Source organism: Pseudomonas sp. IT-P176, assembly GCF_949767245.1.
In the GTDB taxonomy this organism is placed as follows: Bacteria; Pseudomonadota; Gammaproteobacteria; order Pseudomonadales; family Pseudomonadaceae; genus Aquipseudomonas.
The window spans coordinates 65,887-88,571 of the sequence record NZ_CATKPN010000123.1 but is presented as its reverse complement, the minus strand read 5'-3'; the positions used below and the strand labels follow the sequence as shown (position 1 = coordinate 88,571).

25 protein-coding genes and 1 pseudogene are annotated in these 22,685 nt (G+C 61.0%); 14 read left to right on the top strand and 12 right to left on the bottom strand.

From position 1 onward, the window contains the following. Positions 1 to 15: 15 nt before the first annotated feature. Positions 16 to 1,092 carry a 3-deoxy-7-phosphoheptulonate synthase gene (locus tag ACM6IP_RS26550; protein WP_159997303.1) on the bottom strand — a complete coding sequence of 359 codons (1,077 nt, stop codon included), beginning with the start codon at positions 1,090 to 1,092 and terminating at the stop codon, positions 16 to 18. A 132-nt stretch (positions 1,093 to 1,224) separates the two neighbouring features. Next, complete coding sequence (locus ACM6IP_RS26545; protein ID WP_095168099.1) at positions 1,225 to 1,668, bottom strand: PilZ domain-containing protein; 444 nt, start codon at positions 1,666 to 1,668, stop codon at positions 1,225 to 1,227. Here ACM6IP_RS26545 and ACM6IP_RS26540 point away from each other — a divergent pair. The 5 genes from ACM6IP_RS26540 (at position 1,667) to cysB (ending at position 5,622) form a co-directional block, all read left to right on the top strand. Next, positions 1,667 to 2,053 (top strand): thioredoxin, encoded by a 387-nt coding sequence (locus ACM6IP_RS26540; protein ID WP_095168100.1) that lies wholly within the window; start codon positions 1,667 to 1,669, stop codon positions 2,051 to 2,053. The two genes, ACM6IP_RS26545 and ACM6IP_RS26540, sit on opposite strands and share 2 nt — an antisense overlap. Beyond that, a complete protein-coding gene (locus tag ACM6IP_RS26535) occupies positions 2,050 to 3,012 on the top strand; it encodes a putative 2-dehydropantoate 2-reductase (RefSeq protein WP_414862644.1) in 963 nt (320 codons plus the stop codon). The genes ACM6IP_RS26540 and ACM6IP_RS26535 overlap by 4 nt, the downstream gene beginning before the upstream one ends. A gap of 21 nt (positions 3,013 to 3,033) precedes the next feature. Beyond that, a complete protein-coding gene (locus ACM6IP_RS26530; RefSeq protein ID WP_414862643.1) occupies positions 3,034 to 3,939 on the top strand; it encodes a 5'-nucleotidase in 906 nt (301 codons plus the stop codon). 94 nt (positions 3,940 to 4,033) lie between these two features. Further along, entirely contained in the window at positions 4,034 to 4,534 is a 501-nt protein-coding gene (locus ACM6IP_RS26525) for a universal stress protein (protein WP_095168103.1), read from the top strand. A gap of 113 nt (positions 4,535 to 4,647) precedes the next feature. Next, complete coding sequence (gene cysB / locus ACM6IP_RS26520) at positions 4,648 to 5,622, top strand: HTH-type transcriptional regulator CysB (RefSeq protein WP_003183769.1); 975 nt, start codon at positions 4,648 to 4,650, stop codon at positions 5,620 to 5,622. Positions 5,623 to 5,627: 5 nt separating this feature from the next. On the opposite strand, the gene ACM6IP_RS26515 is transcribed toward cysB, so the two are convergent. Further along, positions 5,628 to 6,110, bottom strand: a complete 483-nt coding sequence (locus tag ACM6IP_RS26515) for a GreA/GreB family elongation factor (RefSeq protein WP_095168105.1) — start codon at positions 6,108 to 6,110, stop codon at positions 5,628 to 5,630. A 2-nt stretch (positions 6,111 to 6,112) separates the two neighbouring features. Then, positions 6,113 to 6,514: a hypothetical protein gene (locus tag ACM6IP_RS26510; RefSeq protein WP_095168107.1), complete on the bottom strand. Its 402-nt coding sequence runs from the start codon at positions 6,512 to 6,514 to the stop codon at positions 6,113 to 6,115. A gap of 123 nt (positions 6,515 to 6,637) precedes the next feature. Between ACM6IP_RS26510 and earP the strand changes: the two genes are divergently transcribed. Continuing rightward, positions 6,638 to 7,771 carry an elongation factor P maturation arginine rhamnosyltransferase EarP gene (gene earP / locus ACM6IP_RS26505; protein ID WP_414862642.1) on the top strand — a complete coding sequence of 378 codons (1,134 nt, stop codon included), beginning with the start codon at positions 6,638 to 6,640 and terminating at the stop codon, positions 7,769 to 7,771. Between the two features lie 48 nt (positions 7,772 to 7,819). After that, positions 7,820 to 8,389: an elongation factor P gene (locus tag ACM6IP_RS26500; RefSeq protein WP_002554550.1), complete on the top strand. Its 570-nt coding sequence runs from the start codon at positions 7,820 to 7,822 to the stop codon at positions 8,387 to 8,389. A 72-nt stretch (positions 8,390 to 8,461) separates the two neighbouring features. On the opposite strand, the pseudogene ACM6IP_RS26495 reads toward ACM6IP_RS26500, so the two are convergent. Together ACM6IP_RS26495 and ACM6IP_RS26490 are read right to left on the bottom strand one after the other, a co-directional pair. Next, positions 8,462 to 8,536, bottom strand: a pseudogene (locus ACM6IP_RS26495) (organic hydroperoxide resistance protein); the annotation flags it as partial. A gap of 33 nt (positions 8,537 to 8,569) precedes the next feature. Further along, positions 8,570 to 9,526, bottom strand: coding sequence for a LysR family transcriptional regulator (locus ACM6IP_RS26490; protein ID WP_095168111.1), 957 nt, complete (start codon positions 9,524 to 9,526; stop codon positions 8,570 to 8,572). 107 nt (positions 9,527 to 9,633) lie between these two features. On the opposite strand from ACM6IP_RS26490, the gene ACM6IP_RS26485 reads away from it, so the two are divergent. Beyond that, positions 9,634 to 10,383, top strand: a complete 750-nt coding sequence (locus ACM6IP_RS26485; protein ID WP_414862641.1) for a sulfite exporter TauE/SafE family protein — start codon at positions 9,634 to 9,636, stop codon at positions 10,381 to 10,383. Here the strand turns inward: ACM6IP_RS26485 and ACM6IP_RS26480 are convergent. Then, the gene (locus ACM6IP_RS26480; RefSeq protein ID WP_162530234.1) at positions 10,373 to 11,227 is read right to left on the bottom strand and encodes a LysR family transcriptional regulator; all 855 of its coding nucleotides are present in this window, start codon (positions 11,225 to 11,227) and stop codon (positions 10,373 to 10,375) included. The genes ACM6IP_RS26485 and ACM6IP_RS26480 overlap by 11 nt on opposite strands. Positions 11,228 to 11,324: 97 nt before the next feature. Here ACM6IP_RS26480 and ACM6IP_RS26475 point away from each other — a divergent pair, with 97 nt between their 5' ends. The 3 genes from ACM6IP_RS26475 to ACM6IP_RS26465 all read left to right on the top strand — a co-directional run bounded on the left by ACM6IP_RS26475 (position 11,325) and on the right by ACM6IP_RS26465 (position 13,236). Next, complete coding sequence (locus ACM6IP_RS26475; protein ID WP_414862640.1) at positions 11,325 to 11,549, top strand: DUF1127 domain-containing protein; 225 nt, start codon at positions 11,325 to 11,327, stop codon at positions 11,547 to 11,549. A gap of 203 nt (positions 11,550 to 11,752) precedes the next feature. Then, entirely contained in the window at positions 11,753 to 11,950 is a 198-nt protein-coding gene (locus ACM6IP_RS26470) for a DUF1127 domain-containing protein (RefSeq protein ID WP_414862639.1), read from the top strand. Between the two features lie 65 nt (positions 11,951 to 12,015). Next, the gene (locus tag ACM6IP_RS26465; protein WP_414862638.1) at positions 12,016 to 13,236 is read left to right on the top strand and encodes a winged helix-turn-helix domain-containing protein; all 1,221 of its coding nucleotides are present in this window, start codon (positions 12,016 to 12,018) and stop codon (positions 13,234 to 13,236) included. A 6-nt stretch (positions 13,237 to 13,242) separates the two neighbouring features. Here ACM6IP_RS26465 and ACM6IP_RS26460 read toward each other — a convergent pair whose 3' ends face one another. Beyond that, the gene (locus tag ACM6IP_RS26460; protein WP_414862637.1) at positions 13,243 to 14,589 is read right to left on the bottom strand and encodes a class II 3-deoxy-7-phosphoheptulonate synthase; all 1,347 of its coding nucleotides are present in this window, start codon (positions 14,587 to 14,589) and stop codon (positions 13,243 to 13,245) included. Between the two features lie 156 nt (positions 14,590 to 14,745). Here ACM6IP_RS26460 and ACM6IP_RS26455 point away from each other — a divergent pair, with 156 nt between their 5' ends. Then, a complete protein-coding gene (locus ACM6IP_RS26455; RefSeq protein WP_159997285.1) occupies positions 14,746 to 15,501 on the top strand; it encodes a spermidine synthase in 756 nt (251 codons plus the stop codon). A 15-nt stretch (positions 15,502 to 15,516) separates the two neighbouring features. On the opposite strand, the gene ACM6IP_RS26450 is transcribed toward ACM6IP_RS26455, so the two are convergent. Next, entirely contained in the window at positions 15,517 to 16,308 is a 792-nt protein-coding gene (locus ACM6IP_RS26450; protein WP_095168121.1) for a crotonase/enoyl-CoA hydratase family protein, read from the bottom strand. 421 nt (positions 16,309 to 16,729) lie between these two features. On the opposite strand from ACM6IP_RS26450, the gene ACM6IP_RS26445 reads away from it, so the two are divergent. Continuing rightward, positions 16,730 to 18,403 (top strand): DEAD/DEAH box helicase, encoded by a 1,674-nt coding sequence (locus tag ACM6IP_RS26445; protein ID WP_095168122.1) that lies wholly within the window; start codon positions 16,730 to 16,732, stop codon positions 18,401 to 18,403. 90 nt (positions 18,404 to 18,493) lie between these two features. Here the strand turns inward: ACM6IP_RS26445 and ACM6IP_RS26440 are convergent, their stop codons facing one another. Then, positions 18,494 to 19,261 (bottom strand): DODA-type extradiol aromatic ring-opening family dioxygenase, encoded by a 768-nt coding sequence (locus ACM6IP_RS26440; protein ID WP_159997283.1) that lies wholly within the window; start codon positions 19,259 to 19,261, stop codon positions 18,494 to 18,496. Positions 19,262 to 19,364: 103 nt separating this feature from the next. On the opposite strand from ACM6IP_RS26440, the gene ACM6IP_RS26435 reads away from it, so the two are divergent. Further along, positions 19,365 to 20,021, top strand: coding sequence for a thiopurine S-methyltransferase (locus ACM6IP_RS26435; protein WP_414862636.1), 657 nt, complete (start codon positions 19,365 to 19,367; stop codon positions 20,019 to 20,021). A gap of 111 nt (positions 20,022 to 20,132) precedes the next feature. Here ACM6IP_RS26435 and htpX read toward each other — a convergent pair whose 3' ends face one another. After that, entirely contained in the window at positions 20,133 to 21,020 is an 888-nt protein-coding gene (htpX, locus tag ACM6IP_RS26430; protein ID WP_095168127.1) for a protease HtpX, read from the bottom strand. 316 nt (positions 21,021 to 21,336) lie between these two features. Next, a complete protein-coding gene (locus tag ACM6IP_RS26425; RefSeq protein WP_095168129.1) occupies positions 21,337 to 22,548 on the bottom strand; it encodes a pyridoxal phosphate-dependent aminotransferase in 1,212 nt (403 codons plus the stop codon). Positions 22,549 to 22,685: the final 137 nt, after the last annotated feature.

The following is a 22,685-nucleotide window of genomic DNA, read 5'->3' as shown; positions in this document are numbered from 1 at the left end:
TGCGCTGAATGTGGGTCAGGTGCGCTCGCGTTTAGGCAGCACATCCTTGAGCTTGGCATGCATGCTGCGCAAGGTGGTTTCGGTCGCAGACCAGTCGATGCAGGCGTCGGTGATCGACACTCCGTATTGCAGGTCGGCCAGGTCTTTGGGAATCGCCTGGCAACCCCAGTTCAAATGGCTTTCGACCATCAGGCCGATGATCGACTGGTTGCCTTCCAGAATCTGGTTGGCGACGTTCTCCATCACCAGCGGTTGCAGGGCCGGATCCTTGTTGGAGTTGGCGTGGCTGCAGTCGACCATGATGTTTGGCTTGATTTTGGCCTTGTTCAGCGCCTGCTCGCACAACGCCACACTGACCGAATCGTAGTTCGGCTTGCCGTTGCCACCGCGCAGGACCACGTGACCGTAGGCATTGCCCTTGGTGGTGACGATCGATACGCCACCTTCCTGGTTGATCCCCAGGAAACGGTGTGGGCTGGAAACCGACTGCAGGGCGTTGATGGCAACGGTCAGGCCGCCGTCGGTGCCATTCTTGAAGCCAACCGCCGAGGACAGGCCGGAGGCCATTTCCCGGTGGGTCTGGGATTCGGTGGTGCGCGCGCCGATTGCCGACCAACTGATCAGGTCCTGCAGGTACTGCGGGGAGATCGGGTCAAGTGCTTCGGTCGCGGTCGGCAGGCCCATCTCGGCCAGGTCCAGCAGCAACTGGCGACCAATGTGCAGGCCATCCTGGATCTTGAAGGAGTCGTCCAGGTACGGATCGTTGATCAGGCCTTTCCAGCCGACGGTGGTACGTGGCTTCTCGAAATAGACCCGCATGACCAGATACAGGGTGTCGGACACTTCTGCGGCGAGGACCTTGAGGCGCTCGGCGTATTCGTGTGCGGCCTTGAGGTCGTGGATCGAGCAGGGCCCGATTACGACGAACAGGCGGTGGTCGGTGCCATCCAGGATATTGCGAATCACTTCGCGGCCCTTGGTCACGGTCTGCAGGGCAGCGGCGCTCAGGGGGATATCACGCTTGAGCTGGTCAGGAGTGATCAGCGTCTCGTTGGAGGCGACGTTTAGGTCATTGATCGGTAAATCAGCCATCGTGTTACTCGTCAGGTCACGGGTGCCGGCCGCCAGCGATCCCCGCGCGGCGGAGCACAGCATGATTTAAGCGCAGCGGGGAGCCGAACCTTAGCGCGTTAGGCGGTGGCTCGACAATGGGCAGACGCGGGTTTAATCCAGCGCTGGCGTGGCAAAAGCCTGGCGAACGGTTTCGTGGGAGTACTCGCCGGCATGTTGATCGACCCATTGCAGGGCCAGTGCCTGGACGCCTTGTGGTTCGCGCTGCTGGTCTTGCTGGCGGCAATAACGTTCGATCTGGCAGACCTGCTCGCCCATTCGCGCCTTGAACAGGGTCTGTTCGTCGATGAAGGCGATGCCCACCAGGTAACCACGCTTGCGCCGAAGGCACCAGGCCACGTAGCCCAGGTAGCAGACATGTTCGCTGAGGGTCGGCATGCGTACTTCCAGTGCCGTACCCTTGCGCCAGGCGCGGTGGTAATTGCAAGCCACGCCGCCGAGACTGATAGTGTGCAGCTCTTGCCGAGAAATACACTGGTGCTTGCGCAACGTTAACTCGACGGGCACATCGTCAGGATGAGGAATAAAACGCCCCATGAACGCGGACTCCAAGTGTCGGTCATTCGACAGTGTTTCCCCCAGTATAGTGGTCGAATGCGAGCTGACCGATTTCGACGCCGACCAACGGCTGTTGGCGATGAGTGGTGTCTCGCTGGTGATTTTCACCAGTGTCGGCTGCTCCAGTTGCCGTTGGGCGCGAGTCCAGTTACCCGCCCTCGGCCTCGCGGTCGATCGGCTGTGCTGGATCGACGCCGGCAACAACGGCGGAGCCGTGGCGCGTTATCAGGTCTTTCATTTGCCGGCGCTGTTTGTGGTGCGCGACGGTGAGTTTTTTGGCGCAGTCCAGGCGCGCCTCACCCGCACTGAACTGAACGCGGCGGTGGGGCTGGCGCTGAGTCGGGAACCAGAGGAATTGCCATGACAGCAACAGCAGGACAATCGCCGAGAATCGGCATTATCGGCACCGGGGCGATTGGTGGATTTTACGGCGTGATGTTGGCGCGGGCCGGATTTGACGTGCATTTTCTATTGCGCAGCGAATTTTGCGCGGTGGCCGAGCGTGGCCTGCAAGTGCACAGCGCGCCGTTCGGCGCCCTGACCTTGAACCCGGTCCAGGCCTACAACACCGCTGAAGACATGCCCCCTTGCGATTGGCTGCTGGTGGGTGCCAAGACCACCAGCAACAGCGAGCTGGCGCCGGCGATCCTCCAGGCTGCGGCGGCGGGCGCCAAGGTCCTGCTGCTGCAGAACGGCCTGGATGTCGAGGACAGCTTGCGCGAGCTGTTGCCCGACTCGCTGCACCTGCTCGGTGGCCTGTGTTTCATCTGTGTGCACCGCGCAGGCCCAGGCATCATCGAACACCAGGCGCTGGGCGCCGTGCATGTGGGTTATCACAGTGGCCCGGTGATGGCCGATGCGGCGGCACGCCAGCAGATCGTCGAGCAAGGCGCTGGGCTGTTTCGTACCGCTGGTCTCGATTCCCAGGCCATGGCCAATCTTCAGCAGGCGCGTTGGCAAAAACTGGTCTGGAATGTTCCTTACAACGGTTTGTCGGTGCTGCTCGGGGCGAGTACCAGCCCCTTGATGGCCGATCAATACAGTCGCGAACTGATCCAGGCGCTGATGGCGGAAGTGGTGCAGGGCGCACAAGCCTGTGGGCACAGCATGCCAGCGGGTTATGCCGAGCATCTGTTCAAGGTCACCGAAAAAATGCCCGATTACTGGCCGAGCATGTATCACGACTTCCTGCAGCAGCGGCCGCTGGAGTTGGCTGCGATCTACGCCCAGCCCTTGGCTTCGGCCCGGGCAGCGGGTTGCCCGATGCCGAAGATCGAAGCCCTGTATCAGGCCCTGTGTTTTATTGATGGGCGTAATCGCTGAAGTTTCAGTCCGGGGGGACACATGGCAAAAGGCATCGACGACAAACTGGTCCTGGCGATTTCCTCGCGAGCGCTGTTCGACCTCAGCGACAGCCATAAGGTGTACCTGGCCAGTGGCGTCGAGGCGTACCGGCAGTACCAGATCGAACATGAAGACGAGATCCTCGAGCCGGGCGATGCCTTCCCCCTGGTGCAGAAACTGTTGAACCTCAATGCGCACCTGGGCAAGGCTCGGGTCGAAGTGGTGCTGGTATCGCGCAACAGCGCTGACACCGGGTTACGGGTGTTCAACTCGATCCACCATTACGGCCTGGCAATTTCCCGGGCGGCGTTTGTCGGTGGCCGCAGTCCCTATCCGTACCTCAAGGCATTTGGCTGCGACCTGTTTCTCTCCACTCACGCTGAAGATGTGCGCAGCGCACTGGACGCCGGCTTTGCCGCCGCGACCATTCTGTCGGGAGGTGCCAGCCGTGCAGCCAGCGAAGAGTTGCGCATCGCCTTCGATGGCGATGCGGTGCTGTTTTCCGATGAGTCGGAGCGGGTCTATCAGGCCGGCGGTCTTGAAGCGTTCCAGACCAGTGAGCGGCAGGCCGCGCGTGAGCCGCTGCGCGGCGGTCCGTTCAAGGGCTTCCTGGCCGCACTCAATGCCTTGCAGCGCGAGTTCCCTGAAGACCAATGCCCGATCCGCACCGCCTTGGTCACGGCACGTTCGGCGCCGGCCCATGAGCGGGTGATTCGCACGCTGCGCGAGTGGGATATCCGCCTCGACGAATCACTGTTTCTCGGGGGGCTGACCAAGTCGGCATTTCTTGAGGCGTTTGCCGCCGATGTGTTTTTCGACGACCAGGCCGGCCACTGCGAACTGGCTCGCGAGGTCGTGGCCACCGGGCATGTGCCCCACGGCATCAGCAACGAACTGAAGGTTTAGGTCGCCCGTTCAGCGCCATGCACAGCACGTCGAACTGCGCGCAGCACTGCTAAGCTGAAGCAATCTCCGCCATTCAGGCACTCGAGGAGGTCACATGATTCGTTCGATGCTGTATGCCACTGACCTCGGCCTTTACGCTCCTTTTGTGATGCAACACGCACTGGCATTGGCCCGAACGTTCAAGGCCGAGTTGTATGTAGTGCACGCGGTTGAACCGATGGGGTTGTTCGCTGAATCGGTGTTGCAGAGCTACCTCGACGAACAGGCGCTGAACGAGTTTCACAGCCAGGGCCTGAGTACGGTAATGGCCAATATCGAACAGCGGGTGCTCGACAGTTTTCGCGAGGAGTTGGGGGAGGGGCAGCAGGACCTGGAGCTGATTCAGTCGGTCAGGGTGTTCCAGGGCGATCCGTCGCAGGTGATTCTCGAACAGGCTCAGAAACTCTCGGTGGATTTGTTGATCCTAGGGAGTCACAGCCATGGCAGCGGTGGGGAAACCCCTTTGGGGCGCACAGCCGCACGGGTGTTGCAGTTGTCGCAAGTGCCGGTTTACCTGGTGCCCCTGTCACAGCGCCGGCGGCACGGGGATATTTGAGGCGAGAATGCTGGCCTTTTGATGAAAAAGTTCTAGATTTATTCTTCAAACCATTAATATAGTTATATACCGTCGCTGATGCCCGTGGCGTCTATCTGCTTTGAGGGATTCATATGAAGCTTCAACAATTGCGCTACATCTGGGAAGTGGCGCACCACGACCTCAACGTTTCGGCTACTGCCCAAAGCCTGTACACCTCGCAGCCGGGCATCAGCAAGCAGATCCGCCTGCTGGAGGACGAGTTGGGCGTCGAGGTTTTTGCACGCAGCGGCAAACACCTGACCCGCGTCACTCCGGCCGGTGAGCGCATCATCACCACCGCCGGCGAAATCCTGCGCAAGGTCGAGAGCATCAAGCAGATCGCCCAGGAGTTCTCCAACGAGAAGAAAGGCACCCTGTCGATTGCCACCACACACACCCAGGCACGTTATGCATTGCCGCCGGTGATCAGCAATTTTATCAAGCAATACCCCGACGTTGCCCTGCACATGCATCAGGGGTCGCCGATGCAGATCGCCGAAATGGCCGCCGATGGTACCGTGGATTTCGCGATTGCCACCGAGGCCCTGGAGTTGTTCGGCGACCTGGTAATGATGCCGTGCTACCGCTGGAACCGTTGTGTGGTAGTACCCCAGGGTCACCCGCTGACCAAGCTGCCGAAGCTGACCCTCGAAGCCCTGGCCGAATACCCGATCGTGACCTACGTCTTCGGTTTTACCGGCCGTTCGAAGCTCGACGAAGCCTTCAGCCACCGCGGCTTGACGCCGAAAGTGGTGTTCACCGCCGCTGACGCCGACGTGATCAAGACCTATGTGCGCCTCGGCCTGGGCGTCGGGATCGTAGCCAAGATGGCGGTCGATACCAAGCTCGATAATGACCTGGTAGTACTCGATGCCAGCGAGCTGTTCGAGTCCAGCGTGACCAAGATCGGTTTCCGTCGCGGTACTTTCCTGCGTGGCTTCATGTGCGACTTCATCGAGAAGTTCGCTCCACACCTGACCCGCGAAGTCATGGCCAAGGCCATCCAGTGCCACAACAAGCAGGAACTCGAAGAACTGTTCGACGGCGTTGAACTACCGGTTCACTGAGTCCCTCAGACGACCTCGGTGACAGTGAACTGTTGCCGAGTGCCCGCCACCACGATCTCCACCTCATCGCCCTCCAATTTGCCCAAGAGGCTGTTGCCCAGTGGCGAGCGCGGGGTGATGACGGTAATCAACTGTCCCACCAGATAGACCTTCAATCCCGCCGCATCCGGCGCCAGGAACAGCCATTGCTGGCGCCCCTGGTCGTCTTCCAGGCCCAGCAGGCTGCCGATCTGGATGCCCCGCTGCGCGTCATACGCAGCCACGGGCATGTTCTGGCACCGCGTCAGCGCCTGGCGAATTTCCTCGACGCGCTTGGCCTGGCCGGCCGCCAGGTAAGAGGCTTCGAGCCCCAGGGTGTCGTACTTGTTCTCGGCGATGTTTTCTTCGTGGGTTGCGGTTTCGTAGGCGGTTTGCGCCGCTCGCTGGGCGACGTCGAAATCGACCGCCAGCTTTTCCAGAAGCAACTGGTGTACGTTCTGTTTATTCATGATCAATTGCAGAACTGCAGCACGTTGCTGCGGCTTTTGTCGCTGGGGATAGTGCGGTCTTGTTGCAACCAGAACTGGCAGGTGGGGTTGGTCTGATTGCGCGGGTCATTGCGCGCTTGCTCCAGGACTTCCTGCCGCGCCTGTTGGTTGAGGATGGACTTGTACTGCTCAAACATCTGGTTGTCCGCTGCTGGTTGTGCCGCCACCGGCGCGGCTTGGGTGGCCGGGCGCACCACGTCCGCCAGCGGCGCCAACTGTGTAGCAGGCAAAAGCCTGGACAGCAGCCAGGCGGTCAGGGCAATGGCGACGAACCCCAGCCACAGGCCCAGGGCGATGCAGCCGATCAATTGCAGCGGGTTGAGAGTGATCGACACTGTGCGGCGAGCGGATGGACGGTACGGCATCGTTGCCTCCTGGCGGGGGAAATGGGCAAGCGTGGATTGTCGCATGAAGATTAATCGCCGTCGGCCCTTCTGCGCGCAACGATTTATGCGGACAATCAAAGTCTTTGCCCCACGGAGCCCGGCATGAAAGTCGACTGGGATATTTTCTGTACGGTCGTCGACAACTACGGCGACATCGGCGTGACCTGGCGCCTGGCCCGCCAACTGGTGGCTGAGCATCCCTGCGCGGTGCGCTTGTGGGTCGACGACCTGCGGGCATTCGAGCGCCTGTGTCCGGAGCTTGATGTCAATGCGCGCCAGCAATGGCAGCAGGGCGTGGACGTGCGTCACTGGTCGGCGGACTGGCAAGCGACGGACGCTGCCGATGTGGTGGTTGCGGCCTTCGCCTGTCAGTTGCCGCATGCCTACATGGAGGCGATGGCAGCCCGCGAGCACACTCCGCTGTGGCTGAACCTCGACTATTTGAGTGCCGAAGACTGGATCGTTGGCTGCCACGGCCTGCCCTCGGTGAAGTTCCAGCATGTGCAGAAATACTTTTTTTTCCCCGGGTTCCAGCCGGGCACGGGCGGTCTGCTGCGCGAACGCGAGTTGCTGGCACGGCGCGAGCAGTTTCAAGCCAACCCGGTTGCGCAGCGTGAGTTCCTGCAAGGCCTGGGGGTAGAGCGCGCCGCGGGAGCGCGCCTGATATCCCTGTTTGCCTACGAGAATGCCGGGCTGGCCGATTGGCTGGACGTGATGGCGAACGCTGCACAGGCCACCCATCTGCTGGTGCCGCAGGGGCGAGTCCTCGGGGATGTGGCACGCTGGCTGGGGCAACCGGGACTGGCAGTCGGCGCCGTGCAGCAACGGGGAGCCCTGACCGTGCAGGTGTTGCCGTTTGTGCGCCAGGACCAGTACGACCTGCTGCTGTGGTGCTGCGATTTCAACGCGGTGCGTGGCGAGGACTCGTTCGTCCGTGCGCAATGGGCCGCTCGTCCGATGCTGTGGCATATCTACCAGCAGGAGGAAGAGGCCCACCTGGATAAGCTCGAAGCCTTTTTGAGCCTCTACACCAAAGCCCTGTCGCCGGCTGCACGCGCGGCGCTAGAGGGGTTGTGGCGGGCCTGGAATAACGGCGAGGGCATGGCCCCGGCCTGGATCAGCGCCGAGGCGCACTGGCCGGAGCTGCAAAATCACGCCCGCTCATGGTGTCTGGAACAGTCGTTGCAGGCCGATCTTGCCTCAGCGCTGGTGCAGTTTTACCTAAATTGGATATGATACGCGGCCTAGATTTTTGTAAATCCCATCCAAATTCGGATATTCGCAATGAAAACTGGTAAAGAACTGAAACCCGGTACGGTGATCCGTCTCGAAAACGACCCTTGGCTGGTTCAGAAAGCTGAATTCACCAAGTCCGGTCGTAACAGCGCGATCATGAAGACCAAGCTGAAAAACCTGCTGACCGGTTACAAGACCGAGATCGTTTACAGCGCCGACGACAAACTGGACGACGTGATCCTCGACCGCAAAGAAGCGACCCTGTCCTTCATCAGCGGCGACACCTACACGTTCATGGACACCACTGACTACACCATGTACGAGCTGAACGCCGAAGACATCGAAAGCGTTCTGCCATTCGTTGAAGAAGGCATGACCGACGTCTGCGAAGCCGTGTTCTTCGAAGACCGTCTGGTATCCGTAGAGCTGCCGACCACTATCGTGCGTCAGGTTGACTACACCGAAGGTTCCGCTCGCGGTGACACTTCCGGCAAGGTGATGAAGCCTGCCAAACTGAAGAACGGTACCGAGCTGTCGGTTGCTGACTTCATCGAAATCGGCGACATGATCGAGATCGATACCCGCGAAGGCGGTTCTTACAAAGGCCGTGCTAAATAAGCGCAGTCCTTGTAGGCAAAAAACCCGACCTTGTGTCGGGTTTTTTTTGCGCGCCTGGAAAGTGCCGGGCACTCAGACGGTGACGTGCAAGCGTACATCGGCATTGCCACGGGTGGCATTGGCGTAAGGGCAAACCAGATGCGCGGCGGGCGAGTGCTTGATGCGCCAGATAATTCTCCGTTAGAGCCGGCTGAAGTCGCGCTGCAGGGCCAGGTCCCATGGCGGGATTGGGCTGAAGCGGCTCTTGAGGTATTCCAGCAACAGCCGTGTGCGGGAACTGGCCTGCTGCTCCAGGCGCAGGGCATAGATGCCGGTGTTCTCCGGCTTGGGCAAGCCCGCGTCGCAAAACAACGGTAGCAACTCGCCGCGCAGCAGGTATTCGCTGCACAACCAGGTCGGCAGGTGCGCGATACCCAGGCCGGCGAGGGCGCCGTAGAGCAGCGCTTCGGCATTGTTGGCGCTCAGGCGGATGCGTTGCGGGCGATGCAAGTGCTGTTGGCCGTTGTGCTCGAAGCGCCAGGCGAAGGGCGGCGCCAGGCCATCCCAATCGAGGCCGTCATGAGTGCTCAACTCCTCGGGCCGCTGGGGTACGCCGCGCCGCTTGAGGTACGCGGGGCTGGCGCAGGCAATGCGCACCATGCTCGCCAGGGGTGTGGCCACCATGCGGGTGTCGGCCATTTGCCCGGCGCGCAGCACCAGGTCGACCTTGCCCAGGTTCAAGCCCTGCATGTCGACGAAGCTGTCGATCAAATGCAATTGCACGTCGAGCCCCGGATAGACCTGTAGAAAGTCGGCAATCACCGGTGCCAGATGGCGTCGACCGAAGGCCGCAGGCGCATCGACCCGAATCAGGCCCTCCGGCGCGTTGCTCAGGGAAGCGGCTTCGGCCCGGGCCAGGCGTAATTCACTGACTATCCGTCGGGCTCGTTCGGCAAACGCCAACCCCGCGGGCGTGGCGCGAACGGCATGGGTGGTGCGCACGAACAGCTGGCTGCCCAAGGCATGCTCCAGGCTGTCGATACGCCTGGCGACGGCCGAGGGGGTCAGTGGATGGCGGCGGGCGGCCGCGGAAAAACTGCCGGTTTCCACTACGTCGAGGAATAACCCCAGTTGGTCGGTGAGCGCGTTGGGATTCATCAGGATCAGCCTATGCGGATTTGGCACAGCCATTGTGCGTTGCTGTGCGTTTCCCCGCTAGAAGCTACTGCGTAGGATGCACAGCCTGGTGTGCGGAGAAATGAATTGTGATTGAGTTGGCGATGTATCTGGTACTGGGCGCTGCCCTGGGGACTGTCGGTGGATTGTTCGGAATCGGCGGCGGATTGATCGCGATCCCGGTGCTGGGCGTATTGTTCGGCCTGGATCAGCAGATTGCCCAGGGCACGGCGCTGGTGATGGTGGTGCCCAATGTGATGCTGGCGCTGTGGCGTTACCACCAGCGCAATCGCATCGAATTGCGGCACGCCCTGCCGCTTGCGTCGATGGGGTTCTGTTTCGCCTGGCTTGGCTCGATCTGGGCGGTGGGGATTGATGCCCAGGTCATGCGCATCGGTTTTGTGGGCTTTCTGGTGGCGCTGTCGAGCTACAACCTGCTGCGTATGTTCATGGCAACCGCCAAGCCCAGCGTGCAGATGCGCTATCCATGGCCCTGGCTAGGCGTCCTGGGAGCAGCCTCGGGGGCCATGGGCGGGTTGTTCGGTGTGGGCGGGGCCGTGGTGGCGACGCCGGTGCTCACCAGTCTGTTCGGCACCACTCAAGTGGTGGCCCAGGGCCTGTCGCTGGCGCTGGCCTTGCCCAGCACCGGCGTGACCCTGGTTACCTATGCGCTGCATCAGCAGGTGAACTGGAGCATTGCGCTGCCCATGGCGGCGGGCGGGCTGTTGAGCATCAGTTGGGGAGTGAAGATCGCCCACGCCATGCCGGAGCGCTTGCTGCGCGGGTTGTTCTGCGCCTTCCTGGTGCTGTGTGCGGTGATGCTCGCCTTTAAAGTTTGAAGCCTTCGACAATGTGCTCGGCCAGACACTCGGTGATGGGCGAGGGGTTATGCAGGTTGCGCAGCAGCATGATGCTGGCCTCGGGCAACTGCGGCAGACCTTCCGCCTCGCCGAGGATGCGCATGTCCTGGGTGATCAGGCTTTCCAGTTGGGCGGTTACGGCCAGCCCGGCACTGACCACCGCCATGATCGCCGACAGACTTGAGCTGTTATAGGCGATGCGGTACTCGCGTTCGCTGGCGTCCAGCGCGTTACAGGCCCAGCGCCGGCAAAAACAGTCACTGTTGAACATTGCCAGCGGCAGCGGCACTTGCTCGTTGGGGTTGAAGCACAGCGCCTGGGCCCAGACAAAACGTTCCTTGCGCAGCAGTTGGCCGATCTCGTTGCCAGGTTCGCGGGTGACGATCGACAGGTCCAGGTCCTGGCGTTGCAGCAACTGCTCGGAGGAGTCGCAATGCACTTCGATCTGGATCAACGGATAGGCCTGGGCGAAGCGCGACAGGATGCCCGGCAGGAAGCGCATGACATAGTCGTCGGGCGTGCCGATCTTGACCATGCCGACCATGTGCGGTTCTCGCAGGGTGTTGAACACTTCACTGTGCAGCTTGAGGATCCGCCGGGCGTAACCCAGCAACACCTGACCCTCGGCAGTCAGCTTCACCTGGCGGCCGTCGCGCTGGAACAGTTGGCGTTGCAGCACGTCCTCTTCTAGACGCTTCATCTGCATGCTAACCGCCGATTGCGTGCGGTTGACCAACTCGCCAGCGCGGGTGAAACCGCCCTGGTCGGCAATGGCGACGAACGTGCGCAGGACTTCGGTATCAATGCTGGGGTAGGCGCTCAACTCATCAATCTCCGAGATGTGTTGCATAAGAAACATTCGTTGGATTGATCTTAGTCCTGGCGCGAGACTTGAGCCATCCACAACGGAGGGCAAGACGATGAAAGGTCAAAAAGGTTATGTGCAGTTAAACCATTTCTCACTCCATGGCTTCTCCCATCATCTACTGGAAAAACTCGTGCGCTGGTTTCAGTTGCATCGTGAGCGCTCAGTGCTGGCCAGCCTCAGCGATGACGCGCTGAAAGACATTGGTCTGAGTCGGGCCGACATCCAGCAGGAAACGCAGCGGCATTTCTGGGAAGACCCCATGGGCAAGGGCAAGTAAGCGGCCAGGTCGATTGAAATCTTCTGTCACTCCCCCGTGGTCCGGTGCAAACGCCCGGGCCATGGGGCTGTATCGAGCTGGAAACAGGTGGTCACCGACATTCACTGGTTGGTTTACCGAACCGGTAGCAGACTTCGACCTCACTTTTTGGGAGCACTGTCATGGAACGACGGCACACGGTAGTGAGGGTAGGGCGCGGCGCCATGGAAGCAACGCTGGACAGGTCGGTCCAGCATCTGTACCGGGCGCTCGCTCAGTTGGGGCGTTGGCGCCAGTTGAGTAGGGACCGTGCCGAGCTGGCACGGATGAGCGATGACCGGTTGCGGGACATCGGCCTGAGTCGGGCGGATGTGGTCAGGGAGTCATCGCGCCCGTTCTGGGATGATCCGCTGAAGCGTTGAGCCTGCCATTGGCGTTTGGTGAGCCTGGTATTAAGGTGGCGGAAACCTTCACCAAGGATGGTTGCATGACCGGCTCCCTGTGTTTTTCCCTCAAGCAAGCCAGGCGCCTGGCACTGACGGCCCAAGGTTTCTCTGGGCGTCAGTCGCCAGCACCGGTCAAGTCGAGCCAGCTCAATCGGTTGATCGAGCGTCTGGGTGTGCTGCAGATCGATTCGGTCAACGCGCTGGTGCGCTCGCATTATCTGCCCTTGTTCTCGCGCCTTGGAGACTACTCCTCCGGGCTACTTGATCAGGCCGCCTGGGCTCAAGGGCGGCGGCGCACCTTGTTCGAATACTGGGGGCATGAGGCCTCATTGTTGCCGTTGTCGATGTATCCGTTGCTGCGCTGGCGGATGCAACGGGCCGCGCAAGGCGAGGGCATCTATCAGCAATTGGCGCGTTTCGGGCGGGAACAGCAGGACACCATCCGCCGGGTCCTGGCCTCGGTCGAGGAGCTCGGTGCGTTGGGGGCTGGGAGTTTGTCGACACGCCAGGAGCGAGCAGGGCCCTGGTGGGACTGGAGTGCGGAAAAACACGCGTTGGAGTGGTTGTTCGCTGCCGGAGAGGTCACGGTGGCGGGGCGGCGCGGTTTTGAGCGGCTCTACGATCTGCCGGAACGGGTGATTCCCGCGTCCGTGCTCAGTGTTGCTCTGCCAAGCGAGGCAGATGCGCAACGAGGACTGCTCCTGCACGCCGCCGCTGCACTGGGTGTGGCGACTGAGACGGACTTGCGCGACTATTTTCGCCTGGAGCTGGCGCAGTGTCGCAGCGCGTTGGCGGAACTGGTGGAGGATGGCGCGTTGCAGGCCTGCGAAGTGCAGGGCTGGAAGCAACGGGCGTACTGTTTGCCCGAGCCGAAAGTCCCACGCCGGGTCAGTGCCAGTGCCTTGCTCTCGCCCTTTGATTCGTTGATCTGGGAACGCGGCCGGACCGAGCGCCTGTTCGACTTCCGATACCGCCTGGAAATCTATACGCCACCCGCCAAGCGGGTGTATGGCTATTACGTGTTGCCGTTTCTGCACCACGAGCGGATCGCTGCGCGGGTCGATCTGCGGGCTGAGCGGGCGTTGGGGCGGCTGGCGGTGCACGCGGTGCACGAAGAGCAACCGGGTCTCGATGAGGCGGGCATGCAGGCGTTGGCGGACAATTTGCGCAAGATGGCCAACTGGTTGGGCCTGGCGCAGATTCAACTCAATTGCCCCCGCGCCAGTGCGGCGCGGTTGCGGGTGGCGTTGGCCGGGGGGTAGCCCGCCTTAGCGGCGAACCTGCTTCAGGGTTTCAGCGATCAGGAACGCCAGCTCCAGCGACTGATCGGCATTCATCCGTGGATCGCAGTGGGTATGGTAGCGGTCCGACAAGCCGTCCTCGGTGATCGGACGTGCGCCGCCAATGCACTCGGTGACGTTCTGACCGGTCATCTCGATGTGAATACCGCCAGCGTAAGTGCCTTCGGCCTGGTGAACCTGGAAGAACTGCTTCACCTCACCGAGGATCTGCGCGAAATCCCGGGTCTTGTAGCCGCTGCTGGCCTTGATGGTATTGCCGTGCATCGGGTCGCTGCTCCAGAGCACCTTTTTGCCTTCACGTTCCACGGCACGAATCAGCTGCGGCAGGTGATCGCCGACCTTGTTCGCGCCCATGCGGGCAATCAGGTTCAGGCGGCCTGGGTCGTTGTTCGGGTTGAGCACGTCGATCAGACGAATCAGCTCATCGGTGTTCATGGTCGGGCCGACCTTGACCCCGATCGGGTTGTTGACCCCGCGCAGGAACTCGACGTGAGCGCCGTCGAGCTGGCGAGTGCGGTCGCCGATCCACAACATGTGGGCGGAGCAGTCGTAATAGTCGTTGGTCAGGCTGTCGCGCCGCACGAAAGCTTCTTCGTAATTGAGCAGCAGGGCTTCGTGGGCGGTGAAGAAGCTGGTCTCGCGCAATTGCGGTGACGAGTCCATACCGCAGGCGCGCATGAAGGCCAGGGTTTCATCGATACGGTTGGCCAGGTGGCTGTACTTTTCCGCCAGCGCCGAGTTGGCGATGAAGTCCAGGTTCCACTTGTGCACTTGGTGCAGGTCGGCAAAACCGCCCTGGGCGAAGGCGCGCAACAGGTTCAGGGTGGCTGTGGACTGATGGTAGGACTGCAGCAGGCGGTCCGGGTCCGGCACCCGGCTTTTTTCGTCGAAGCCGATGCCGTTGACGATGTCACCCCGATAGGCCGGCAGGGTCACGCCATCGATGGTTTCGTCGTTGGCCGAGCGCGGCTTGGCGAACTGCCCTGCCATCCGGCCGACCTTGACCACTGGGCAGCCGGCGGCAAAGGTCATGACGATGGCCATTTGCAGCAGCACTTTGAAGGTGTCGCGAATCTTCGCCGCCGAAAACTCGGCAAAGCTCTCCGCGCAATCGCCGCCTTGCAGCAGAAACGCACGCCCTTCGGTGACCTCGGCAAACTGACGGCGCAACTCCCGGGCCTCACCGGCAAACACCAGGGGCGGATAACTGGCCAGGCTTTGCTCGACGGCATGCAGGTGCGCCGCGTCCGGGTAGTGGGGTTGTTGCTGGATCGGCAAGGCGCGCCAGCTGTCAGGGCTCCAGGGTTGGCTCATCACGGTCTCTAGTGTTTACGCACGGGACCTCATGTTATCAGCAATTAGTACGTGACCTGCTGGCGATGCTTGGCCGACAATCGCGCCTTTGCCGCCTAACGCGGAACGAATGATAACGTTGTCCGGGGACTGGCCGGGCAACGACCAGGAGACGAAATGACTGAGGAGCGCGTCGAGCATCTGCTCGCCGAAGTGCACGATGAGTTCGGCATGATCCGGGTGCTGGAAGTGGCGGATTACCGCTTCCTCGAATTTGGCGACGCCATCGAGCAGAGCTGCGTGTTCACCGCCGACCCGAGCTGGCTGGAGTATGACTACACTCGCGCCATGCTGATTGGCGCGCTGTGCCACGAGCAGCCGGACAGCGCGCTGTTCCTTGGGCTGGGTGCCGGTACCTTGACCCAGGCCTGCCTGAAGTTCCTGCCGCTGGAAGACGTAGAAGCCATTGAACTGCGCCCGGACGTACCGCGCCTGGCCATCGAGTACCTGGGCCTGGACGATGACCCGCGTCTGTACATCCGTATCGGCGATGCGCTCGATCTGCTGGAAACCGCCGAGCCTGCGGATTTGATCTTCGTCGACCTCTACACCGATGTCGGACCAGGTGTCGGGCATCTGGCGTGGAATTTCCTGGAGAACTGCCAGAAACGCCTGAATCCGGGCGGTTGGCTGGTGATCAACCAATGGGCGACCGATGATGGCAAGCCATTGGGGGCGGCGCTGCTGCGCGGGCTTTATCACCGCCACTACTGGGAGCTGCCGGTGAAGGAGGGCAATGTGATCCTGATCGTGCCGGCAGAGCTCGACCAGGAGCTGGACATGCACGGGTTGAGCGCCCGCGCCGAAGCCCTGGCCCCGCGCCTGGGTTACTCGTTGCAGAACCTGATCAAGGCCATTCGCCCAGCCACCTGATGGAGCGCCAGGGGGTTAACATCCTTTGAATATGGCCGGGCGTTTCTCGATCAGCGACCTCACGCCTTCCTTGGCGTCCTCGCTGTTCAACAGCTCCTTGGCCAACGCCGGCAAACTCGCTGCCGCGGCGGCTTCACCCTCGAGGTGGGCCTGGCGCGCCGACTGTAATGTCGCCTGAACCCCCAGCGGTGCCTGCCGGGCGATGCGTTCAGCCAGTTCAATGGCGCGTGGCAACAGGTCCTCGCTGGCCATGACCTCCTGCACCAGTCCCAGGCGCAACGCTTCGTGGGCGTCGAACTCGTCACCGGTCAACAACCAGCGCATGGCATTGCCCCAGCCCGACAGTCGAGGCAGGCGCAAGGTGGCGCCGCCGAAGGGAAAGATCCCGCGCTGGACCTCCATCTGTGCAAAGCGGGTGTTGCTGGCGCACAGGTTGATGTCCGCCGCCAGCATCAACTCGATACCGATGGTCAGGCAATACCCGTGGGCGGCTACAATCACCGGCTTGCTGACCCTGGGTCCGACGAATACTCCCCACGGATCGCAGCCGCCAGTCGGAACCTGCCAACCCTTGGCCAGTGCGCCGCTGGCACTCACCAGATCGAGGCCGGCGGTAAAGTGCTCGCCATGGGCAAACACCACGGCAACCCGGGCCTCTGAGTCGGCCTCGAACTCGCCATAGGCCAGGCTCAAGGCGTTCAGCAGATCGAGGTCGAATGCGTTGCGCTTGGCGACCCGATCCAGCCCGATCAACAGCACATGCCCCTGTCGTTCTCGGCTGACACGACTCTTATCCGGTTGATTCATGGAGTAAATCCTCGGAGGGAAAGGAGGCATCGGACCAAAGGTCCCGGCCCGCAAGATGAACCGTTTAAGCGCCATGACCAGCAGGGCCGGGCCTTTGAAAAATAGACTGTCGCGCGAATATCCGCAAAAGCTGTGACAGTCCTGCGTTCACAGGCTTTTTTCGATAAAAAAAGCTCCCTTTTTCAGCTAATTCCGGTATAGTGCGCGCCGGCCTTTAGCCGGGCCGCGTTTAGGTAGAGCAATTCCCCGAAGTCAGCTTCGGCTGCACGTCCGCACTGCGGACTCTTCCTTGACGATTCTTTTCATTCATTCGTTTTCGCAAATCCCCGCCGACAAAGCTGCCAGGGCGACTCTTGAGTCTCAACACGGCACGCGCAGCTTTGGAGCATGGGTCTTTGCGGATGCACTTAGAGGCAGACCCATGACCCAGGAAACCGGCGGCTTCGCCGCTTTTAATCTTAATCCGAATATTCTGGCAGCCGTCATCGCGACCGGCTACGAAGAGCCTTCGGCTATTCAGCAGCAATCGATCCCGATCATCATGGCCGGCCAAGACATGATTGGCCAGGCGCAAACCGGTACCGGTAAAACCGCCGCGTTCGCCCTGCCTATCCTGCACTGCATCGATCCTGCCAAGCGCGAGCCGCAAGCCCTGATCCTGGCGCCAACCCGAGAGTTGGCGCTGCAAGTTGCAACTGCTTTTGAAACCTACGCCAAGCAAATGCCAGGCGTAACTGTTGTGGCTGTCTACGGCGGCGCGCCGATGGGCCCACAATTGAAAGCAATCCGTAATGGCGCACAGATTGTTGTCGCCACCCCGGGCCGTCTGTGCGACCACCTGCGTCGCGACGAGAAAGTCCTGTCGACCGTGAACCACCTGGTTCTCGACGAAGCTGACGAAATGCTCAAGCTGGGCTTCATGGATGACCTGGAAGTTATCTTCAAGGCATTGCCAGCTACCCGTCAGACCGTATTGTTCTCGGCTACCTTGCCGCAGTCGATCCGTGCCATTGCCGAACGCCACCTGCGCGATCCGCAACACGTGAAGATCCAGACCAAGACCCAGACCGTTACCGCGATCGAACAGGCTCACCTGTTGGTTCACGCTGACCAGAAGACCTCGGCTGTATTGAGCCTGCTGGAAGTGGAAGATTTCGACGCCCTGATCATGTTCGTGCGCACCAAGCAAGCGACCCTGGACCTGGCCAGCGCCCTGGAAGCCAAAGGCTACAAAGCCGCTGCGCTGAACGGCGACATTGCCCAGAACCAACGTGAGCGCGTGATCGACTCCCTCAAGGATGGCCGTCTGGACATCGTTGTGGCGACCGACGTTGCTGCTCGTGGCCTGGACGTTCCGCGCATCACTCACGTGTTCAACGTTGACATGCCGTACGATCCGGAATCCTACGTTCACCGTATCGGCCGTACCGGCCGTGCGGGTCGCGAAGGTCGTGCACTGCTGCTGGTGACTCCTCGTGAGCGCCGCATGCTGCAAGTGATCGAGCGTGTAACCGGGCAGAAAGTTGCTGAAGTTCGCCTGCCGGACGCCCAGGCAGTTCTCGATGCGCGCATCAAGAAACTGACCAACAGCCTGGCGCCGCTGGTTGCCGATGCCGAATCGACCCACGGTGATCTGCTTGATCGCCTGACCGCCGATATCGGTTGCAGCCCACGTGCCCTGGCCGCAGCCCTGCTGCGCAAGGCCACCAACGGTCAAGCGCTGACCCTGGCCGCGATCGAGAAGGAGCGTCCACTGGTGCCGAACAATGCACCACGTGGCGACCGTCCAGAGCGTACTGGTGATCGTCCGGACCGTGGTGATCGTGAGCGTCGTGCACCGATCCCGCTGGCCGAAGGTCGTGCTCGTTGCCGTACCGCGCTGGGTGCGCGTGACGGTATCGCTGCCAAGAACCTGTTGGGCGCCATCCTTAACGAGGGTGGCCTGGCTCGCGAAGCAATCGGTCGCATCCAGGTGCGTGACAGCTTCTCGCTGGTAGAGCTGCCGGAAGATGGTCTGGAGAAACTGCTGACCAAGCTGAAGGATACTCGTGTTGCCGGTAAGCAGCTGAAACTGCGTCGCTACCGCGAAGATTGATCCGCCCTTGGGCTGATTGATCTACGATAAAAAATCCCCGACTGGTTCGGGGATTTTTTTTGCCTGCTGTTTGCTTTCCAGGTTCAGTGGTCAGCCAAAACGATAGATGTCCATGCCCAGCGCGCCCAGGGTAAAACCTGTGTGCGCCACGCTGAACTCGCCGCCGGCACCGCGGGCAAAATACAGCGGCAACAAGTGCTCGTCACTCGGGTGACTGCGCACCGCGTTGGGCGCCTGTTGGCGGTAATCATGCAGCGCCGCTTCATCGTCGGCCGCCAGCTTGTCGATCATCCAGTCACGGAACTCGCGGGCCCAGGGTTCGATGCTCTCCGGGCCGGCATGCCAGTCCAACTCTCGCAGGTTGTGGGTGATGCTGCCGGAGCCGATCAACAGCACGCCTTGTTGGCGCAGGCTGGCCAGCGCATGGCCGATCCGGGTCTGCAGTGCCGGGCCGGCGTGGCTTGGCAGTGACACCTGCACCACGGGGATGTCGGCCTGCGGATACATCAGCGACAACGGCACCCAGACCCCATGATCGAACGGGCGTTGCCCGTCCAGTTGTGCCGGCAGGCCGTCAGTCTTGAGCAGTTCGGCGACCTGTGCCGCCAACTCTGGCTGGCCGGGTGCGGGGTATTGCACGGCGAAGAGGGCGGCAGGAAAGCCACCAAAGTCGTGCCAGGTTTCTGGCTGGGTGCCGCTACTGACCCGCAGGTCCCGACTTTCCCAGTGCGCGGAGACAATCACGATGGCCTTGGGGGTTGGCAGCTCGCTGGCCAGGCGCGCCAGTGCCGGCCCGCTGGCGCCTGGTTCCAGTGCCAGCATCGGTGAGCCGTGGGAGATAAACAGGCTGGGGAACATGGAGGAGGTCCTGAGCGGTAAGATGACTGCATCTTCAGTCAGATCATTGATCTAAATCTAATATAAGTTTTAGAGCTTATTGATCGAATTTTCAGGGTGATTTATGCAGCCGGAGTTTTGGCACAAGAAGTGGGCTTCGAACCAGATCGGTTTTCACCTGCCGCAAGTCAATCCGTATTTGCAGCGGCACTGGCCGGAGCTGGCGATCCCTGCGCGGGCACGTGTGCTAGTCCCGTTGTGTGGCAAGAGCCTGGACCTGCTGTGGCTGGCGGGGCAGGGGCACCAGGTGCTCGGGATCGAACTTTCGCAAACGGCTGTCGAAGACTTTTTCAGCGAGCAGCAGTTAGCGCCAGAGGTAAGTGATGCGGGCGCGTTCAAGGTCTATCGTGCCGGGGCCATTGAGCTGTGGTGCGGTGATTTTTTTTCGCTGACGGCACGCGATGTGGCTGATTGTGCTGCGCTGTACGATCGCGCGGCACTGATCGCCTTGCCGCCACCAATGCGCGAGCGTTATGGCGCGCATCTGCAGCAGATCTTGCCGGCCGAGTTGCGGGGGTTGCTGATTACTCTGGATTACGATCAGGCGCAGTTGCCAGGACCACCGTTTGCTGTGGAGGATGATGAGGTGCGGCGGTCTTGGGGATGCTTCTGGCGCCTGCACATGCTGCAGGAGCAGGATGTGCTGGGTGAGAGCTGGAAGTTCCTGCGGGCCGGGGTGACACGGCTTGTGGAGCGGGTGTACCGGATTTCCCCCCGTTAGTCCGCAGTTGCCTATGCCTGTCTCATCGCGCGTAGGCAGCAACTCCCCACTCAAGACAAACAAAAAAGGCCCGCATCGCTGCGGGCCTTTTTTGTTGTTACGCCAGACGGATCAACCGCGACGACGCAGTGCGTCGATACGCTCTTCCAGCGGCGGGTGGCTCATGAACATGCGAGCGAACCCTTGCTTGAGGCCACCGTTGATGCCGAAGGCATTCAGGGTGTCCGGCATGTGCACCGGCAGGCCTTGCTCCGAGCGCAGGCGCTGCAGGGCGCCGATCATGGCACTGGTACCGGCCAGGCGGGCACCGGCTTCGTCCGCACGGAACTCACGTTTGCGCGAGAACCACATGACGATCGAGCTGGCCAGGAAGCCCAGGACCAATTCAGCGAAGATGGTCGCGATGTAGTAGGCGATGCCTTGGCCTTCTTCGTTCTTGAAGATCACCTTGTCGACAAAGTTGCCGATGATCCGCGCAAAGAACATCACGAAGGTGTTCACCACGCCCTGGACCAGCGCCAGAGTGACCATGTCACCGTTGGCCACGTGGCCGATCTCGTGGGCCAGGACCGCTTTTACTTCGTCCGGCGAGAAACGTTCGAGCAAGCCCTGGCTGACTGCGACCAGTGCATCGTTCTTGTTCCAACCGGTGGCAAACGCGTTGGCCTCGTAAGCCGGGAAAATACCGACTTCGGGCATCTTGATCCCGGCTTCGCGGGACAGTTGCTCAACGGTTTGCAGCAACCATTGTTCATGGCGAGTGCGCGGCTGGCTGATGATTTGGGTGCTGGTGCTCATCTTCGCCATCCACTTGGAGATGAACAGCGAGAACAGGGAACCGGCGAAACCAAAGACCGCACAGAAAATCAGCAGCTGATTGAGGTTGAGATCAACCCCGTTGGCCGCCATGAACCCGTTGAAGCCGAAAAGGCTCAGGGTGATGCTGGCAATCAGCACGACCGCCAGGTTAGTGGCCAAAAACAGCAGGATGCGCATCATGGTTGTAGAAATCTCCTCATGCTAAAGATGTAGCTTACTGCGGGGTATATAAGGTGCTGCACCGGGCTATTCAACCGGGTGACTATTTCAAACTGTGTCCTACAGCCAGATTCCACTAGGTTGCAGGACATTTCTGGTATTGCTTCAAGCAATATTGGGCCAGTTTTTTCCTGCGCAATGCCCGTGATTGTTGGCTTGCAGCCACAAGCGAGCGAGCGCCAGCACACAAGGGGCAGAGAGTAGTCGAAAGGCGGGGGGATATGTTGCTGAATCAATCACCGAGGACGGGTTGCTACCCGCCTCGGCGACAGGTCATTTACTGGCGATAGGATTTCAGGAAGTTACCGATCCGGCCGATGGCCATGTCCAGGTCGTCGAGGCGGGGCAGGGTCACGACACGGAAATGGTCGGGCCACGGCCAGTTGAATGCCGTGCCTTGCACCACCAGCAGTTTTTCCGAGAGCAACAGGTCGAGCACGAATTTTTCGTCATTGTGGATCGGGCAGATTTTCGGATCGATCCGCGGGAAGGCGTACAGCGCGCCCATCGGCTTCACGCAACTGACTCCGGGAATGTCATTGAGCAGTTCCCAGGTGCGGTTGCGTTGTTCCAGCAACCGGCCCTGTGGCAGCACCAGGTCGTTGATGCTCTGGTAGCCACCCAGTGCCGTCTGGATAGCATGCTGGCTCGGCACGTTGGCACACAGGCGCATGTTGGCCAGCATGTCGATGCCTTCGATGTAGCTCTGGGCGTGTTGCTTGGGCCCGGAGATGGCGATCCAGCCGGAACGGAAACCCGCCACCCGGTAGGACTTGGACAGACCGTTGAAGGTCAGGCACAGCAGGTCCGGGGCCAGTGAGGCGGTGCAGATATGCACAGCATCGTCGTAGAGGATCTTGTCGTAGATCTCGTCGGAGAACACCACCAGGTTGTGCTGGCGCGCCAGTTCGAGCATGCCCAGCAGGACTTCGCGCGAGTACACCGCGCCGGTCGGGTTGTTCGGGTTGATGATCACCAGGGCTTTGGTGTTGGGGGTGATCTTGGCCTTGATGTCTGCCAGGTCAGGGAACCAGTCGGCTTGTTCGTCGCACAGGTAATGCACCGGGTTGCCGCCGGCCAGGCTTACCGCAGCCGTCCACAGCGGGTAATCGGGCGCCGGCACCAGCACTTCGTCGCCGTTGTTGAGCAAGGCCTGCATCGACATCACGATCAGCTCGGAAACGCCGTTGCCCAGGTAGATGTCCTCGATACCGACACCTTCGACCTGCTTCTGCTGGTAGTACTGCATGACGGCCTTGCGTGCGCTGAACAGGCCTTTGGAGTCGCTGTAGCCCTGGGCGGTCGGCAGGTTGCGGATGACGTCCTGGAGGATTTCATCAGGCGCTTCGAAACCAAAGGGCGCCGGGTTGCCGATGTTCAGCTTGAGGATGCGATGGCCTTCCTCTTCCAGGCGTTTGGCGTGCTTGAGCACCGGGCCGCGAATGTCATAACAGACGTTGGCGAGCTTGTTCGATTTGCTGACCTGCATGGCGATGTGTTCCCGAAAATGAACGATCCAGACGTTGTATGAACTACCGTACTGGGAATCCTGCGTTCTCACACGAGCCCGGCGCCTCGGAGCGGTGCACCAAAATCCGTTTGAATGCGTGTAACGCGGCTGCCAGA